At 51.4% G+C, this 16,350-nt stretch carries 17 protein-coding genes; 12 read left to right on the top strand and 5 right to left on the bottom strand.

Going from position 1 to position 16,350, the window contains the following annotated elements; all coding sequences use genetic code 11:
• The first annotated feature begins 20 nt into the window (after positions 1-20).
• The 6 genes from M1D70_RS30565 to M1D70_RS30540 all read left to right on the top strand — a co-directional run bounded on the left by M1D70_RS30565 (position 21) and on the right by M1D70_RS30540 (position 5,646).
• Positions 21-1,208, top strand: a complete 1,188-nt coding sequence (locus M1D70_RS30565) for an amino acid deaminase/aldolase (RefSeq protein ID WP_456288745.1) — start codon at positions 21-23, stop codon at positions 1,206-1,208.
• Positions 1,205-2,539, top strand: coding sequence for a D-arabinono-1,4-lactone oxidase (locus M1D70_RS30560; protein WP_456288744.1), 1,335 nt, complete (start codon positions 1,205-1,207; stop codon positions 2,537-2,539). The genes M1D70_RS30565 and M1D70_RS30560 overlap by 4 nt, the downstream gene beginning before the upstream one ends.
• Before the next feature lie 306 nt (positions 2,540-2,845).
• Positions 2,846-3,274 (top strand): MarR family winged helix-turn-helix transcriptional regulator, encoded by a 429-nt coding sequence (locus tag M1D70_RS30555; protein WP_456288743.1) that lies wholly within the window; start codon positions 2,846-2,848, stop codon positions 3,272-3,274.
• Positions 3,267-4,499, top strand: a complete 1,233-nt coding sequence (locus M1D70_RS30550) for an MFS transporter (RefSeq protein WP_456288742.1) — start codon at positions 3,267-3,269, stop codon at positions 4,497-4,499. Before M1D70_RS30555 ends, M1D70_RS30550 begins: the two co-directional genes overlap by 8 nt.
• 121 nt (positions 4,500-4,620) lie before the next feature.
• Entirely contained in the window at positions 4,621-5,022 is a 402-nt protein-coding gene (locus M1D70_RS30545; protein WP_009591144.1) for a hypothetical protein, read from the top strand.
• Between the two features lie 138 nt (positions 5,023-5,160).
• Positions 5,161-5,646, top strand: a complete 486-nt coding sequence (locus M1D70_RS30540) for a DinB family protein (protein ID WP_009591194.1) — start codon at positions 5,161-5,163, stop codon at positions 5,644-5,646.
• 81 nt (positions 5,647-5,727) lie between these two features.
• On the opposite strand, the gene M1D70_RS30535 is transcribed toward M1D70_RS30540, so the two are convergent.
• The 4 genes from M1D70_RS30535 to M1D70_RS30520 all read right to left on the bottom strand — a co-directional run bounded on the left by M1D70_RS30535 (position 5,728) and on the right by M1D70_RS30520 (position 10,218).
• Complete coding sequence (locus M1D70_RS30535; protein WP_456288741.1) at positions 5,728-7,677, bottom strand: FtsX-like permease family protein; 1,950 nt, start codon at positions 7,675-7,677, stop codon at positions 5,728-5,730.
• Positions 7,667-8,428, bottom strand: a complete 762-nt coding sequence (locus M1D70_RS30530) for an ABC transporter ATP-binding protein (RefSeq protein ID WP_009591195.1) — start codon at positions 8,426-8,428, stop codon at positions 7,667-7,669. Before M1D70_RS30530 ends, M1D70_RS30535 begins: the two co-directional genes overlap by 11 nt.
• Positions 8,429-8,527: 99 nt before the next feature.
• On the bottom strand, positions 8,528-9,532 hold the full coding sequence (locus M1D70_RS30525; RefSeq protein WP_009591203.1) for a sensor histidine kinase: 1,005 nt from the start codon (positions 9,530-9,532) through the stop codon (positions 8,528-8,530).
• Complete coding sequence (locus tag M1D70_RS30520) at positions 9,529-10,218, bottom strand: response regulator transcription factor (protein ID WP_009591170.1); 690 nt, start codon at positions 10,216-10,218, stop codon at positions 9,529-9,531. Before M1D70_RS30520 ends, M1D70_RS30525 begins: the two co-directional genes overlap by 4 nt.
• A 244-nt stretch (positions 10,219-10,462) precedes the next feature.
• Here M1D70_RS30520 and M1D70_RS30515 point away from each other — a divergent pair, with 244 nt between their 5' ends.
• From M1D70_RS30515 to M1D70_RS30495, 5 genes are all read left to right on the top strand, one after another.
• Complete coding sequence (locus tag M1D70_RS30515; RefSeq protein WP_456288740.1) at positions 10,463-11,953, top strand: copper amine oxidase N-terminal domain-containing protein; 1,491 nt, start codon at positions 10,463-10,465, stop codon at positions 11,951-11,953.
• A 262-nt stretch (positions 11,954-12,215) separates the two neighbouring features.
• A complete protein-coding gene (locus M1D70_RS30510; RefSeq protein WP_456288739.1) occupies positions 12,216-13,166 on the top strand; it encodes a DMT family transporter in 951 nt (316 codons plus the stop codon).
• Between the two features lie 152 nt (positions 13,167-13,318).
• Positions 13,319-13,561: a helix-turn-helix domain-containing protein gene (locus tag M1D70_RS30505; RefSeq protein WP_009591216.1), complete on the top strand. Its 243-nt coding sequence runs from the start codon at positions 13,319-13,321 to the stop codon at positions 13,559-13,561.
• A gap of 4 nt (positions 13,562-13,565) precedes the next feature.
• The gene (def, locus tag M1D70_RS30500; RefSeq protein WP_009591212.1) at positions 13,566-14,084 is read left to right on the top strand and encodes a peptide deformylase; all 519 of its coding nucleotides are present in this window, start codon (positions 13,566-13,568) and stop codon (positions 14,082-14,084) included.
• A gap of 211 nt (positions 14,085-14,295) precedes the next feature.
• Complete coding sequence (locus M1D70_RS30495; protein ID WP_456288738.1) at positions 14,296-15,273, top strand: ring-cleaving dioxygenase; 978 nt, start codon at positions 14,296-14,298, stop codon at positions 15,271-15,273.
• An 85-nt stretch (positions 15,274-15,358) separates the two neighbouring features.
• On the opposite strand, the gene M1D70_RS30490 is transcribed toward M1D70_RS30495, so the two are convergent.
• Complete coding sequence (locus tag M1D70_RS30490) at positions 15,359-15,763, bottom strand: YybH family protein (protein WP_009591138.1); 405 nt, start codon at positions 15,761-15,763, stop codon at positions 15,359-15,361.
• 123 nt (positions 15,764-15,886) lie between these two features.
• On the opposite strand from M1D70_RS30490, the gene M1D70_RS30485 reads away from it, so the two are divergent.
• Positions 15,887-16,228, top strand: coding sequence for a winged helix-turn-helix transcriptional regulator (locus M1D70_RS30485; protein ID WP_456288737.1), 342 nt, complete (start codon positions 15,887-15,889; stop codon positions 16,226-16,228).
• Positions 16,229-16,350: the final 122 nt, after the last annotated feature.

Below are 16,350 nucleotides of genomic sequence, written 5' to 3'. Positions count from 1 at the left end.
GGGAAGGTGTTGATGTAGGGGTGTCGACATACGAGTATTATAAAGAGATTTTCGCGCAGATTCCGAGGCCGTTCGCCTTGGTGGATCTGGACATGCTGGACGACAATGCCGAAGCGATTGCACAGGCGGCGGGGGGGAAGAAGGTTCGGCTGGCCAGCAAGTCCATCCGCTCCGTGGACGTGCTGAACCGTCTCCTTCGTTCGAACCCGATCTTTCAGGGAATCATGTGTTATACGGCAGCGGAGGCCGTATTTCTGGCGGAACAGGGCTTTGACGATCTGCTGCTGGGATATCCGCAGTGGCAGCCGGAAGCCATTCGCTCCATCGTGAATTTGGTCGGCGAAGGCCGCAGCATTACCTTAATGGTGGACAGCGTGGAGCATGTCGAGCACATCGAACAGTTCGCCAAACAACAGCGGATCGCGATTCCGCTCTGCATTGATATGGATATGTCGGTCCAATATCCGGGTCTGCACTTCGGTGTATGGCGATCGCCCGTCCGTTCATGGGAGGGCATGTATCCTGTCGTAGAACGGATTATCCGCTCCCCGTGGCTTCGCCTGGACGGTATCATGGGGTACGAGGCGCAGGTAGCAGGCGTTGGGGATAACGCAGCCAAGAAGCGTATGAAGAACACCATGGTCCGGTGGCTGAAAAAACGCTCCATCGTTGAAGCGGCCAAGCGGAGGAAAGAAGCCGTTGAGCGGCTTGCCGCCATGGATCTTCGGCTCCGCTTCGTGAATGCAGGGGGAACCGGAAGTTTGGACAGCTCCCGGGAGGAAGCTTGGGTAACCGAAATTACGGCCGGATCAGGCTTCTATGCGCCGGGTCTGTTCGATCATTACGCCTCATTCCGTTATAAGCCGGCAGCGGCTTATGCGGTAGAGGTGGTTCGCATCCCGAAGGCAGGGATCGTGACCTGCATGGGAGGCGGCTACACGGCATCGGGTACGGCGGATAAGGATAAGCTGGCGATGCCTTACTTGCCTTCGGGATTGAAGCTGTTCTCGCTCGAAGGAGCCGGGGAAGTGCAGACGCCGCTGCGTTTGCCAACCCATGTGGAGCTTGGCCTGGGAGACCCGGTGTTCTTCCGCCATGCGAAGGCCGGCGAGCTGTGCGAGCGGTTCAAGGTGCTGTATGCGGTATCGAAAGGCCGCATCGTAGGCGAATATGCAACCTATCGCGGAATGGGGGAGTGTTTTCTATGAAGCAGATCCAGTGGTCGAATTGGTCGGGATCAGTACGAGCCTATCCAAGAACGGTGTTGTATCCTGCCTCTATTACGGAAGTCGAAAAAGTGGTCCGGATGTGCCGGCAGGAGGGCCGGCGGCTGCGAGTGGTCGGGTCAGGGCATTCGTTTACCCCCATTGCCGCATCCGAGGACTGCCTGATCTCCTTGGACAAGATGCAGGGCCTGGTCCATGTCGATGCTGAAGCCCGAACCGCCACCGTGTGGGCAGGGACGAAGCTGAAGCTGCTGGGCGAGCTGTTGTTTCAGCAGGGGCTGGCACAGGAGAACCTGGGGGATATTGATGTACAGTCCATTGCCGGCGCCATTAGTACAGGGACGCATGGTACGGGCCGGACTTTCGGAAATATATCCACGCAGGTTGTCGGATTGACGGTGGTCACCGGTACAGGCGAGGTGCTGGAGTGCAGCGGTGAGTCGCACCCCGATTGGTTCAAGGCGCTGCAGGTATCCTTAGGCACGCTCGGCATTATCGTGCAAGTGACATTGAGGCTTGAGCCGGCTTACAAAATCGAATATGAAAGCCGGAGAATACCGCTGGGCGAATGCTTGAAGCAGCAGGCGCAATTGGCGGAGGAGAATCGCCACTTCGAGTTTTATTGGTTCCCTTACGCAGAGCCGTGCCAGATCAAGCTGATGAACAAGACGGACCAAGAGGTGAAGGAGCATCGGATCAAGGATTATATCAGCGACGTGTTGGTGGAGAACACCCTCTTCGGGCTGATCTCGGAGCTGTGCCGCAAGCTGCCCAAAGCAAGCCCGTATGTCAGCCGCCTCTCGGCGTCGCAGGTTCCGCTGGGTCGCAAAGTGAATTACAGCCACCGGTTATTCGCGACCCGGCGGCTCGTTCGTTTCAACGAAATGGAGTACAACATTCCCGCAGAGTCAATGAATGCGGTCATTGAAGAAATGCGTGAGGAAATGTCGCGAAGCAAGTACCATGTGCATTTCCCCGTAGAATGCCGTTATGCCAAGGGCGATGATATTTGGTTAAGCCCCGCCTACGGCCGGGACTCCGCCTATATTGCGATCCATATGTACAAAGGCATGCCGCATGAAGATTACTTCAGTGCGATGGAGGGCATCTTCCTGCGGTACGGCGGCAGGCCGCATTGGGGGAAAATGCATCATCTTGAGGCTGCTCAATTGAAGGAGCTGTATCCCATGTGGGAAGCATTCCGCGCAGTGCGGCAAGAGCTGGACCCGGACGGTATCCTGCTGAGCGATTATATGGGCAGGCTGCTTGATGTATCCGGGCCCGTCCCAGATTCGTTCAGTGATATTGGATAGAAATCACAACAGATTTGATCCCCAATTGAAATAGCCGCAGATCGCTTATCTGCTTGAATCGTCCTTAAGATGGCAGGTACCACTTACCATCGTCCAAGGGGCGATTTTTTTTGTCCACCGCTATTTGTAATAAGCGGCAGAAACGTGAATAGAGCCATTCCTAAACAGGGAGAATAAGCGTCGGCATGCCGTCCGCATGAGTCTGATCTAGGATTTGGAAGGCCGTTCCGGATGGACAAGCAGAAGGATCCTCTTTATAATCAATAAGTAGTTACCCAAGGTAACTATTTTGAACGGAGGTCTCGAATGGACGCCCACAGACACTTTTTTCATAAATACTTTACGCTGTATCGCCCTTTCGTCAATGAGCTTAATCGTAAGCTCGAAGATTACAACCTGTATTATGCCCAGTGGTCCATCATGTACTATCTGGATTTTTATCAGTCGATGACTTTGGTGGAGCTGTCCAGAATGCTGTACGTGGAGAAGCCCACCGTCACCCGAACCGTGAACGCGCTGATCAAGCTGGAATATGTGGAGCAAATCCCGGTGCGCGATAAACGGGAGAAGCGCATTCAGCTATCCAAGGCCGGAGCCGACGTCTTCCTGCAAATTCGCAAGATATTTGACCAATATGAACAGGAGGTTATGGAAGGCGTTTCTGAAGAGGATCAAAATGCGGTCATTCGCGTGATGGAGACGGTCAGGGACAACATTATTAGAAAAGGTGATTAACTTGGAGCAAGCAGACTCGCGAGAACGATTGTGGAGCAAGGACTTTTTGATTGTGTTCGGCGTCAATTTCCTGCTCTTTTTATGTTTTTATTTATTAGTGGTGATTATGTCCTCATATGCAAAGAATGAGTTTCACGCATCGACGGGAATGGCTGGCCTGGCTTCCAGCATTTTTGTCGTCGGCGCATTGATTGGGCGGTTGGTCGGAGGCAGCATCATCGAGCGGGTCGGCCGCAAAAAACTGCTGTTTACCGGTCTGATCGCCTTCAGCGTTCTCATCGGTTTATACTTTGTCGTAAACAGCTTGAGCGTGCTGCTCGTTGTTCGTTTCTTGCACGGTATCGCCTTCGCCCTTGCCTCAACGGCAACAGGCACGATTGCGGCCAGCCTGATTCCGAATTCGAGAAGAGGCGAAGGTACAGGTTACTATGGCGTAAGCATTATAATCGCTTCGGCAATTGGCCCTTTTATCGGTTTGATGATTAACGAGCATGCTTCGATGATGGCTAACTTTACGCTGTGCGGGGCGCTAGGGGTGCTTTCGCTGCTGTCGGCTTTCTTTATGAACATACCGAAACTGAAACTGACAGCGGAGCAGAAGAAGGATCTGCAAGGGTTGAAGCTATCCAACTTTATTGAGCCGAAGGCGGTGCCGATTTCGCTGGTCAGCTTTGTCATGGGGTTCGGGTATTCCAGCATTTTGACGTACCTGATGATTTTTGCCGGGCAGATCAGTCTGGCCCAAGTGGCGAGTTATTTCTTTATTGTCTATGCTATTGTGGTCATTCTGTCGAGACCGTTCACGGGTCGCTGGTTTGACCAGAGAGGGGCCAATGTGGTGATGTACCCGGCCATTCTATCGTTTGCGATCGGGATGGTTCTGCTCAGCCAAGCCCATCACGGCCTGACCTTGCTGCTCTCGGCCGTATTCGTCGGTCTGGGCTACGGCACGACGCAGTCCAGCGCTCAGGCCCTGGCTATTAAGCGTTCGCCGGCGCACCGGATCGGGCTTGCAACATCGACCTTTTATATTTTCGTGGACGTGGGCATCGGGTTCGGCCCCTTTATACTTGGCTTCCTGACGCCGCTTGTCGGCTTCCGAGGCATGTACGTCGCGATGGCGGTCCTGCTAGCTGCGGGAATCGCCCTCTATCATATACTGGTCGGGAAAAAAGAAAACGACGGGAACGACGGCCATGCGATCGTGCATTCATCAACGATTTAAACCAGTGAAAGACTGCCTTGTAGGGCAGTCTTTTTTTGTATAGGGGGGACGAAGCTGCAAGTCGGACTAAATAGGATCGAAAAGGAGACTCTATATAGAAAAAACGAAAAGGTGAACGCGTATGAACCAACGATTCTTCATCTGCCTGCTGCTCTCAGGCGGACTCCTTCTATTAAGCTCGGGAAGCAGCACAGCTTATGCAGGGCCGCAAGACAAGTCTAGAGAGCAGCAGCTTGAGAAGGCCATGCTGCAGCAGCTATACCCGGTAATCCGATCGTCCCTTCAGGACATATACAAGGAGTCGTATCCTGCCTTTGGCTGCGAACGGATTCTATCGATTAACGAGCGGACCACGATGAAAGAGGATAACCAACAGGCCAGTCCGGTTGATGCGGTGCACGGGGCAAGCTATTTTGAGATTACGGTGGGCCTATGCAAGGGAAGCGGGGAGAAGATCGAGCTGCGTTTCAAGAACGATACGCCAACGGCGCAGTATTATTTGGATTTGTTCCGTGTGAGGTAGAAGTTATTCAAGACGTAGCGAGCCGAGAAAGAATGATTTTAATCATTTTTTGCGAATCACAAGGCTTCATCCTATAGTAAAATTAGTCATGATTTGTGATGCTGCTCATTACCGGGCGCATGAAGGAGTGAATGACCCATGGCGCATGCAAATGATGTTCTAATGAATCAGCTGTTAGCGAACGCGAACGATCCCAGCTGGCACGTCCCGTTCCAGCAATCCGTGGAGCAACTGACGGAGGACGAAGCGTTCTGGACGCCGGCCAATGGCAGCCACAGCATTGCGGAGATCATACAGCATCTGCTGTATTGGAACGAAACGTGGCAGACGCGGTACCGCGAATCGCAGGTAGATGCCGTTCCTTCTATTGGAGACAACCATAATAGCTTCATGATTCCGGATAACGCGACTTTTGCCGAGTTAAGGGATCGGCTGCTTGAGGTTTTGCTGCAATGGCAGGAGCTGTTGTCGGCGGCCAAGCTTGAGCAGGAAGTGAACGGATTCCCAGTGCCGGCCAAGTGGTGGGAATTGGTGAGTAATGCGGCCACGCACAATGCTTATCATATCGGTCAAATCGTGTATATCCGGAAGCTGCAGAAGAGCTGCAGCCCGTTGGAATGGTAATCCGCGGTTTTTTCACGCCTGCGCACGAAAAAATGCATGGATGGTACCCGAATCATCCCTGGGCCCAACCATGCACCTCGTTTATAACGCTTCTTTAATTACCCGTTTATAGAACATGACCGACAACAAACCGAATATGGAGTACAGCGCCGTATACAGGAGCATTACCATAACCATCGGCAGCCACAGCTCGGTTCCGAAGAAGAACCAGCCGGATTTAACGGCAAAGTAACTGTGGGACAAGCCGACGACCAGCGGTATGCCGAAGTTGAACAGCTGCTTGATCTGAATCCCCGTCAGCAGGTTCCCTTGAGTGAATCCCAGTTTCCGAAGGATCGTGTAATTCGGCTTCTCCTCTTCACCTTCGTCCATCTGCTTGAAGTACAGGATGCATCCTGAAGTAATCAGGAAGGTAAGCCCCAGGAATCCCACGATGAACATCATCAAGCCCATATTGCTCTTCTGGTTGAAAGCCATTTCCGTCTGAGAGAGGTTCCCTGTTCCCTCGCTAAGGCCGAGGCTCTTAAAGATCTTATTGGCCTGATCCACAGCGTTTGGATCCACAATATCGATGCCGTGATAGACATTGGTTTTCTTCTGGATCTTCGGATCCAGATCCTGAACCAGCTGATCAAATACGGTCTGGTCCACAATCGCTGTCGGCAGCCCGCCGCTTGCATAATAATAGGATACGTAGGCTTCCTTGTCCAAGCCGATCAGCTTCTGCTTAAAGCTTTGTTTAGGGCTTATGAGTTCAATTTCCCCTGTGGTCTGAATCGCCATGAATTGCTGGATCGCGTCACTGTACCCCGTGAACAGCGTCTCACCGGGGGAAACATCCTTACCCTTCACGCTGGCATCACTGATTACCGGGATGATCATGGAGCTGGAATCCACTTGCCCAGATACCTCCAGGCTGGCCCCGATAATGTCGGATAGGTCCGCATTCACCTGGATTACGTCCCGTTCGGTCTTCTTAAATTCGATATCTTCATCTGTAAGTGCCTGGATAAATGCGGAAATATCCTTCTGATCCGCTACCGCAAAATGGTTAGGCACGCTCTGCTCGGCCGATTTCTCGGCGGAATAGTACGAAATATAACTAAGAGACAGCAGTCCGATCGCGAGTGCGGACACGGTCGTGATGATCGTTAACAGCAGTGCGTTCGATTTCATGCGGAACATGATGGAGGACAGGGACAGCACATTATTCAGGGACAAGTAACCGCCCTTGCTCTTCCGGATCGCGTTGAATATAAAGCTGACCGACCCTTTATAGAACAGATAAGTCCCGATGATCACCGCCCCCAGGATAAGAATCATGGCCATGAACAGCTCGTTCATGGTGGTGAAATCTCCGCTGAACAGCTTGGTCGACACATAGTAGCCAAGAAGTATGAGTCCGATGCCGAGCAGGCCGAACAGCATTTCGGCGAAGGACATTTTCTTAATTTGGTTCTCGGTCGTCGATACCGCGCGGAAGAGGGAGAGAATGCTCTGCCTTTTGATGAACGTATAATTCATGATCATGATCAGCACATAGATGACGGCAAATACAATCACGGTCTGGATGAGCGCTTCGGTCGAGAAGGAGAGGGCTGCTTCGGTGTCGACGCCGGTCACCTTGAACAGGATCATCAGGATTAAGCGCGAAGCCGCGAAGCCGGCAAAGATGCCGATGACCATGGAGCCGAAGTACAGAATCAGGTTCTCCGCACTGAGGATCCGGAAGATCTTCCCCTTGGTCAGTCCGATGAGCTGAAACAGTCCGATCTCCTTGCTGCGCCTTTTGATGAAAATCGTGTTGGCATACAGCAGGAAGATCGCCACGATGGCCACGAGCAGCACGGAGGCGGCTCCAAGCGCAGCCGCTCCCTTAAGGGAGCCTTTCGCTTCATCCATCGCCGGATCATACTGCAGCGTGACAAACGCGAAGTACAGACCCACGCTGAAGATGAGCGCAAATACATACAGATAATAATTTTTGATATTCTTCTTCAAATTCCGGTAGATCAGATAATTAATGTTCATTCTGAACACCGCCTAGCACGCCCTGAGTCTTAATGATGTCATTGAAGAAGGCCTGCCGGGATTGCTCGCCTTTATTCAGCTGGGTGTAGATCTGTCCGTCCTTAATGAAGACCACCCGGGTGCAATAGCTGGCGGCCACGGGATCATGGGTAACCATGATGATCGTGGAGTCGATCTTCTGATTTAATTCGCTTAGCTTGTTCAACAGATCGGAAGCGGACTTCGAGTCCAGCGCCCCTGTCGGCTCATCGGCAAAAATAATGCTCGGATCATGGATGAACGCCCGGGCGGCAGAGGTCCGCTGCTTCTGTCCTCCGGAGATTTGGTTCGGATATTTATCCTTGAGTTCGTAGATGCCAAGCTCGGTCGCGATTCTTTGGAATTTTTGATCGGCTTCTTTTTTGGATACCTTCTTAATGGAGAGCGGCAGCAGGACGTTTTCTTTGACGGTCAGCGTATCCAGCAGGTTATACTCCTGGAAAATAAACCCGAGATGATGCTTCCGGAACTCGGCCAGCTCCTTCTCCTTGAGGCCCGTAAACTCTTTGCCCTCGATTTTGATGCTGCCGAGGCTCACTTTGTCGATCGAGGAGAGCACGTTCAGCAGGGTGGTTTTCCCTGAGCCCGAAGCGCCCATGATGCTGACGAATTCGCCTTTGTCCACGCGGATGTCGATGCCCTTCAGCACTTCCTGTTTATTGAATTTGTTGCCGTAGCTTTTATGAATTTGGTTTGCTTCAAGAATTGCCAATTTCACTCACTCCTTTGTTATCTGTTCTTATCATAAAGGAGTCGAGAGCCCTTTTCCTTCGATTCGCCGAACAAAGCGCAAAAGCATGTGACATTGTTGTCACATGCCGGTAATGCTTACGAATTCATTCCGTTTCGGAAAGATCAAGGTAAAGGTTGTGCCGATGCCCGGCTTTGATTCCACCTGGATCCGGATCATCAAGGCCTCGGCTACTTTTTTCGTCAGATAGAGCCCCATGCCGGTTGCAGCACTATCCTGATGCGAGGTGGTGGACGTGAAGCCTTTATCGAAAATCCGGGGCATGTCCTTTGGATCAATGCCGCGTCCGGCATCCCGAATGATGAGTCTGACATGGTCGTCCACGAGATCGCTCCCGATGTGAATGTCCGAAGCGGAGCTGTATTTGACCGCATTGGTCAACAGCTGGCGGATGATAAAGCCCAGCCATTTAGCGTCGCTCAGCACTTCCGTTACCTCAAGAGAAACGTCAAACCCAATGCCTTTCTGCATGCACCAGGACTTGAGCGCACGTATTTCCTGAAAGATGATCGGTTCAAGTGCGGATAGCTCGATCAGCAGATCGTTCTGAATAAAGGGGATGCGCTTCTGGTGCAGCTGCTGGTCAAGCAGCAGGTGAATGCGGAGCCATTCATACTGGAGCTGCGCTTTCAACGTTTCGTCTTCCATGCGGTCGATCATCAATTGCATCGTGGTGAGCGGCGTTTTCACTTCATGAATCCAGGATAACAGCTCGTCCTTCTCCCCTTGCATCTCCATCAGGCGAATGGAGGATTCCTTCTTGAAACGCTCGGTCTGCAGGGAGAGCATGTCCATGGCAATCGCCTCAAAAGGGTGCTCCGGCTCGCTGATGGCGGCTAAGTCGTAGGTGTCGTCCCATGCCTGGAGACTTTTGTAGAACTTGGTTTCCCGGTTGTATCTGACGAACAGAAACACCAGGAAGAACAGCGTCGACAGAAACACGATATAGAGGATGGGCAGGAACGGGATTTGGGCGTCCACCGCGGCTATAAACAGAAGCATCAGCTGCAAGAACACGAATAACAGAATCCAGCTTAGCCGTTCCCGGATGTAGGCCATGATCATGCATGGACCTCTTCCGTTGCGATATAACCTTGTCCCACCTTGGTTTCGATGTAAGGGTCAAGTCCCAAGGGCTCCAGCTTCTTGCGCAGACGATTGACGTTGACCGTTAACGTATTATCGCTGACAAAATGCTCGTTGTCCCATAAGCTCTTGATCAGATCCTCCCGGCTGACGATCTGGTTCTTGCGCTCCATGAGGATCTTCAGAATGAACATTTCATTCTTTGTCAGTTCAGCCGTGCCCTGAGGACTGCTTATCGTATTTTTGCCGAATTCGACGGTGGCTCCACGCCATGTTCTCAGCTCGGTCCGCTCGGTGTTGTAATTGTATACCCGGCGCAGGGTGGCCTGGATTTTGGCAATCAGGACATCGAAGTGAAACGGCTTCTGAATGAAATCATCCGCCCCCAGCTGCATGGACATCACCATATCGGTGGGATGATCTCGGGAAGACAGGAATATAATCGGGACGTTGGAGTGGGAACGAATCATTCGGCACCAATGGAACCCGTCAAACTTCGGCAGCTGGATGTCGATAATGACCAGGTCGGGCTGAATCGCTGTGAATTCCTGGAGTACGGCACTGAAATCGCGGACGCCATAAACGTCATATGACCATTGCGAGAGACGCTCCTGCACTTCATGGAACAGGGTCACGTCGTCTTCGATCAGCATAATTTTAAACAAGAGATTCACCACGCTTTAAAAGGTTGTTCAAACCGCACTTCATGAATGTGCGCTGTTCCGTCATGATTTTCATTCCCCAGTGTATAGCAAAAAGTCGATATATGCTATCTTGAGGCGTCTTCCCATGTGCATACATGACGAGGCTAAAATACCTATTTACAAACATTTCCTCCCTTCCCATAATAGAAATGAGCCTATGACCTGGGAGGGGACGAATATCAAAATGTATAAGAAGTTCAAATGGTTGACCGTACTCATTGCAGCCGTGTTGGTCGTTATGACAGGATGTCAGGCCGTCGGGGGACTGGATATCAACAAGGCGATGCTGACCAGTCTTGACGTGAAATCCAGCGAATCCAGCGCAAGTATTCGATTCGAGGTGGTGCCTTCGGACAAGGCCCTATCATCTGAAGATAAAGAAGCGATTGATCTTATTAATTCGTTATCCTTGAATATCGATCATGCCATCGTGGAGGATAGCAATACGGTGTCCATGCAAGGCAGCGTTCATTATTCGGACAAGAAGATTCCGCTTCATCTGTCCATGGATGCCAAGGGAATGGCGATTCAATTGGACGGCGCGAAACAGCCGTTCTATCTATCGATGGATACAACCGTTCCGGGATTGCCTGACACCAGCCAGTATGAGCAGGCGATTCAGGATGTCGTGAAGAAGGCGGCAGGACTCGTCCTGAAGCATTTCCCGAACCCGTCCAAAGTTTCGGTGAAGCCTGTCCAGGAGAAGGTGAACGGGGAGAGCTTGAACCTAACGCATCTTCAGATGGAGCTTACGGGCGAAGAGATTTTGAACATGGTTAAGCCTTTCGCCGAAAGTCTGCTTAAAGACGAAGCCGGCTTGAAGCAGGTGATCGGCGATGCTTATGACGCCATTTATCCGATGATAGCCACCATCGGCGAGGCCTACGGCGAAGACGTTGAACTCCTGCCGCAGGAATCCAAGGAAGAGGTCGTCGCGTCGCTCTACGAGATCGTGCATGGCGCGCTGACCGAATTCACGGAGAACTATGATGAACAGAAGGAGCAGTTATTGGAGGAGCTTCCGGGATCCGAAACCGTCTTCGGCAAGGATACGACCCTCAAACTGGACTATTACTTCGACGAGCAGCTGAATACGCGCAAGAATGCGCTGGAGCTGACCGTCGCGCTTCCGGCATCCGAGGACCTGCCATTGAAGGCCTTCAAGGTGTATTCCGAAGGTGAGGTCTGGAATATCGGCGGCGCAGTGAAAGCCAATAAGGTCGACACGTCCAAAGGCGTGCTGGACGTCCTGAATGATTCCGTGACGCCGGGTCAAGTGCTGCGGAACTTCGAGAAGGATTCCCTCATCTATAACGTGTTGAAGGATGATCTGCAAATTACGCAAAAGTTGATGTTCCTCAGTCCCGCGAGCGATGATTATGGATATGGTGTAATCAAGAAGAACAATCAAAGCTTCGTTCCGCTTCGTTACCTGGCAGATCAGCTGGATGCCGAAGTGAAGTGGAGCAAAGGCTCGAAGAGAATTATAGTTATCAATGATTTGACGGGAGAAGAAATCGTGGTAACCATAGGCTCCAAAAAAGCCAGCGTCGGCGGTAAAAACGTGACGCTGGCGGAAGCCCCATTCGTTCATAGTAACGGATCTACCTACGTTCCGCTCCGGTTTATGGCCGAAGCGCTCGGCGCAACGCTTCATCTCGAGGGCGACGGCTGGATTTCGGTCGAACGCGATTAACGGTTTTTTATCGATAACGGGTCGGCAATGCCGATGCCTGTTATGAGAGAATGCAAGTTGAAGTATAACGGGGCTGTTTTCTGTCATCCTGGGATGACGGAAAACAGCCTTATTGTTGTTACCTCCTTCATCGCGCTAACTGTACCGGTACAGTTAGCGTTATTTCAAATCGTAATGATGTTCTTCCTGCATTAAGATAAATAGCAACTGCACCAACCTCTCGGTTAGGAAGCAAAAGAGAAGATGAAGGAGAACACATATCATGAATATACCGCATACAAGCCGTGCCTATGCCGCCGCTTTGGGATATACGTCCATCATTGGTTTTTCGTTTATGTTCGTAAAGCTGGCGCTGATCCATGCTAACCCGCTGGATACGCTGGCGCACCGGTTTACCATTTCGTTCTTAGCCGCATCGCTGGGCCTCCTCATTGCCCGCAGAAAGGTCCCGATGGATCTGAAACGGCTGCTGGCCATCGTGCCGCTGGCCATATTCTATCCGTTCCTGTTCTTTACGCTGCAAACCTTCGGGTTAGTTTATACCAGTTCGGCCGAGGCCGGAATTATCCACGCTACCGTACCGATCTTTACGCTGCTCTTGGCGTCGCTGTTCTTGAAGGAGCGCTCCAGCTGGGCACAAAAGCTGTTTACCGTGTTGTCGGTGACAGGGATCATCTCCATCTTTGTGTTAAAAGGCGTGTCCTTCGAGCAATCGAGCACGCTCGGAATTGTGCTGATTTTGCTCTCTGCGCTATCCAATGCCGTTTACAGCGTGATGGCCCGCAGGATGACGCAGAAGCAGTCGGTACTGGATATCACCTTCATCATGTCGATGATCGGATTCGTGCTGTTTAACCTGATGTCGGTTGCTCAGCATGCAGCGCTAGGGACGCTCGTCCATTATTTTGACCCGTTTATGCACTCATCCTTCGTCTGGGCGGTTCTTTATCTCGGCGTCTTGTCCTCCCTGGGAACATCGCTCCTGTCCAACTATGCCTTGTCCCAGATCGAGGCTTCCCGGATGGGCATCTTTAACAATCTGGCTACCGTTGTCACGATTTTTGGAGGCGTCGCCTTCTTGAATGAAAAGCTGGCTTACTATCATGTCATCGGAGCAGCGCTCGTCATTGTCGGCGTGATCGGGACCAGCCTTGCAGGCAGAGCCAGGAACGCTAAGAAACGGCTGTCCCGGAACGAATCCAAGCCTGCTTAAAATATCTCTTCCGATTAAGTGTCAGCGAAGGGTCATCAGGACCTCTATAGCACCACTTTTGTCAGACCCCAAAGAAATGGGCTTGAGATATTAGGCAATACCTAATAAAATTAGGTGTAAGCTAATATTTTGATGAACGGGAGGGTGACCCTTTGCTCGAATGGATGTTACGTAACGTGATGGCAGAGAGAGGGATATGGTCGGGAGCGGCTTTGGCGCGGCTGATGAAAGAGAAGGCGGATTACAGCCTGTCGGCTGCTTCCATTAGCGCATTGCTGACGAACCAGCCCAAGCAGATGAAGGCAGAGACGTTAGATGCCCTTTGCACAACCTTAGAGTGTACTCCAAGTGACTTATGGGTGCATACACCTCCTTCCAAAACTAAGGGGGCTTAAGAGAATGACGGTGAAACCTATTGTGCCATTCGGCGATCCCATCCTGCGCAAAATTGCCCGGCCGGTCGATTCCGTGAATGCCAGAGTATTAAAGATACTGGATGATATGGTCGAGACGCTGTACGACAGCGATGGGCGCGCCGGCCTTGCCGCACCGCAAATCGGCATTTTGCGAAGGCTTATTGTCATGGACTGCGGAGAAGGGCTGATCGAACTGATTAATCCTGAAATCGTGGAGATGGACGGGGAACAAATGGGCCCTGAAGCGTGCCTCTCTTATCCGGGCTACTACGGATACGTGAAGAGAGCCGACAAAGTGACGGTGAAGACATTGAACCGGCAAGGCGAGACGGTAATCCTGAAGGGCGAGGATTATCTGGCCAGATGCATGCAGCATGAGATTGATCACCTGAACGGCATTTTGTTTGTGGATCACGTTCGGGATGGATGGTTGTATCATGAGGAGACGCATCGACGCATCGAGCTGTTACCCGTCATTGGATTATCCAATACAGGCTCATAGCGTCCATGTAGAGACCAAGGCGAAATGAATAGAACGGCCGGATCTGATGTCCGGCTGTTTTTTTTATTGGTTATGGCTGCGAATGTTGATGCTTGACGGAAGAGGAAAGCCGTGATATTATTATCTTAAATTAAAGATGTTTTAAATCGAAATAATAAATGAAACGGATTCGACACACACTTTACGATATAAGAGACGGAGGCGTTTAACTATGAACGGATTAAAAGGAATTCACCACGTAACAGCCATTACGAGCAGTGCCGAGAAGAACTACGAGTTCTTCACCTATGTGCTGGGCATGCGGCTCGTGAAGAAGACGGTTAACCAGGACGATATTCAGACCTACCACCTGTTCTTTGCGGATGACAAGGGCAGTGCAGGCACGGATATGACCTTCTTCGACTTCCCGGGTATTCCGAAGGGCAGACACGGTACGGACGAGATCTACAAAACCTCGTTCCGTGTTCCTAACGATGCAGCGCTGGACTATTGGGTCAAGCGATTTGATCGGATGGACGTGAAGCATCAAGGCATTCAAGAGTTATTCGGCAAAAAGACACTCGCTTTTGTTGATTTCGACGATCAGCAATATCAACTCATCTCCGACGAGAACAATGAAGGCGTGGCTTCGGGAACGCCTTGGCAGAAGGGGCCGATTCCCTTGGAGCATGCGATTACAGGACTTGGCCCGGTCTTTGTGCGGGTGTCCAATTTCGATCATTTCAAAGAAGTGATGGAGAAAGTGCTTCAGTTTAAGGAAATCGGCAAGGAAGGCTCACTTCATCTGTTTGAGGTAGGTGAGGGCGGCAATGGCGCGCAGGTCGTTGTCGAGTACAACGCCGTGCTCCCGCGGGCCCAGCAGGGCTTCGGTACCGTTCACCACGCGGCCTTCCGGGTAGAGGACCGTTCGGTGCTGGAGCACTGGATCAAGCGTCTGGACGACTTCCAATTCCATACGTCGGGCTTTGTCGACCGCTATTTCTTCCAGTCCCTGTACGCACGCGTCGCGCCGCAGATTCTGTTCGAGTTTGCCACCGACGGTCCGGGCTTCATGGGGGATGAGCCGTATGAAACGCTGGGCGAAAAATTGTCCCTGCCTCCATTCCTGGAGCCGAAGCGCGAGCAGATCGAGAGCATGGTACGCCCGATCGATACGGTGCGCAGCACGAAGGAATTCGTCAAGGAATGATGCAATGAAAATCAAGAAGCAATCCGCTTGTTCATGACAAGGGCGGATTGCTTTTTTTTGTACCACCAAATAACGGATCTTACGGTCATCCCCATGTATCCGAACCGAAAGGATGGTCCACGATGTACAGCCAGCTTCCATCGGGCTGTTGTCTCACGATCTCGGAGGTATGTCCTTGCAGCACCAGCGGTTGGCCATCCGGATCGGTCGTTTGCAGGGTGAACCGAGCACGCAGCATAGCGATATTTTCAAACGGGATACAGTATACATTGGTGGAGACCATGGTACCTTTGAGCCGCAGTAGCTCCTCCAACGTATGGCGGAAGGAATGGATTCCGATTTCCAGGCTTCCGTTTCGGTGGACATGAACGCTGTTCGGTTCATACAGTGCCAGCAGCTGATCGATATCCTCACTATTATACGCGTCTGCAAAGGCTGCATTCATATCTTCCGGCTTCCATACGGGTTTTGAAGGATTTGATGGTTTCATTGTATCTCCTCTTTCTGTAAGATGATAATCAATAGCCTATCTGAAAAAGAAAGCCAGGGTAAGTACGCAGAATAATGTGACCTAGTCATCAATTCATGACCAAGGGAGTTGAGGGATAACAATATGCCCTATCAGGATGAGAATTTCGGGTGTCCGGCTGAAGTCGGCCTGCACATGATTAGCGGAAAGTGGAAGCCTCGAATACTATATGAGCTGTTTCAGGAAACCCGCCGTTTCGGTGAGCTTCACCGGAGAATACCTGAAGTATCGCGGCACGTGCTGACCTTGCAATTACGGGAGTTGGAGGAGGACGGCATTGTGAAGCGGACCGTGTTTCATGAGCTGCCTCCCAAGGTAGAGTATTCGATCACGGAGTTTGGCCGACAGTTCGAAGCGGTGCTGAAGCAAATGGTCATTTTGGGCAAGCAGTATATCGGATCTCAACAAGATTTTAAGGAGAAGTAACGAAGACGATAGCTTTGATCAGATGAGTACCCGATGCAGCACACATTCAGCGATTAAGTACATCAATTCTGGTTTAAATACAAATACTGTATGGGACAACGATGACTTATCTGCTGAGGTGG

It is taken from the genome of Paenibacillus sp. AK002 (assembly GCF_053903045.1).
The sequence above is the reverse complement of the archived record's forward strand: the minus strand, read 5'-3'. Positions and strand labels throughout refer to the sequence as shown.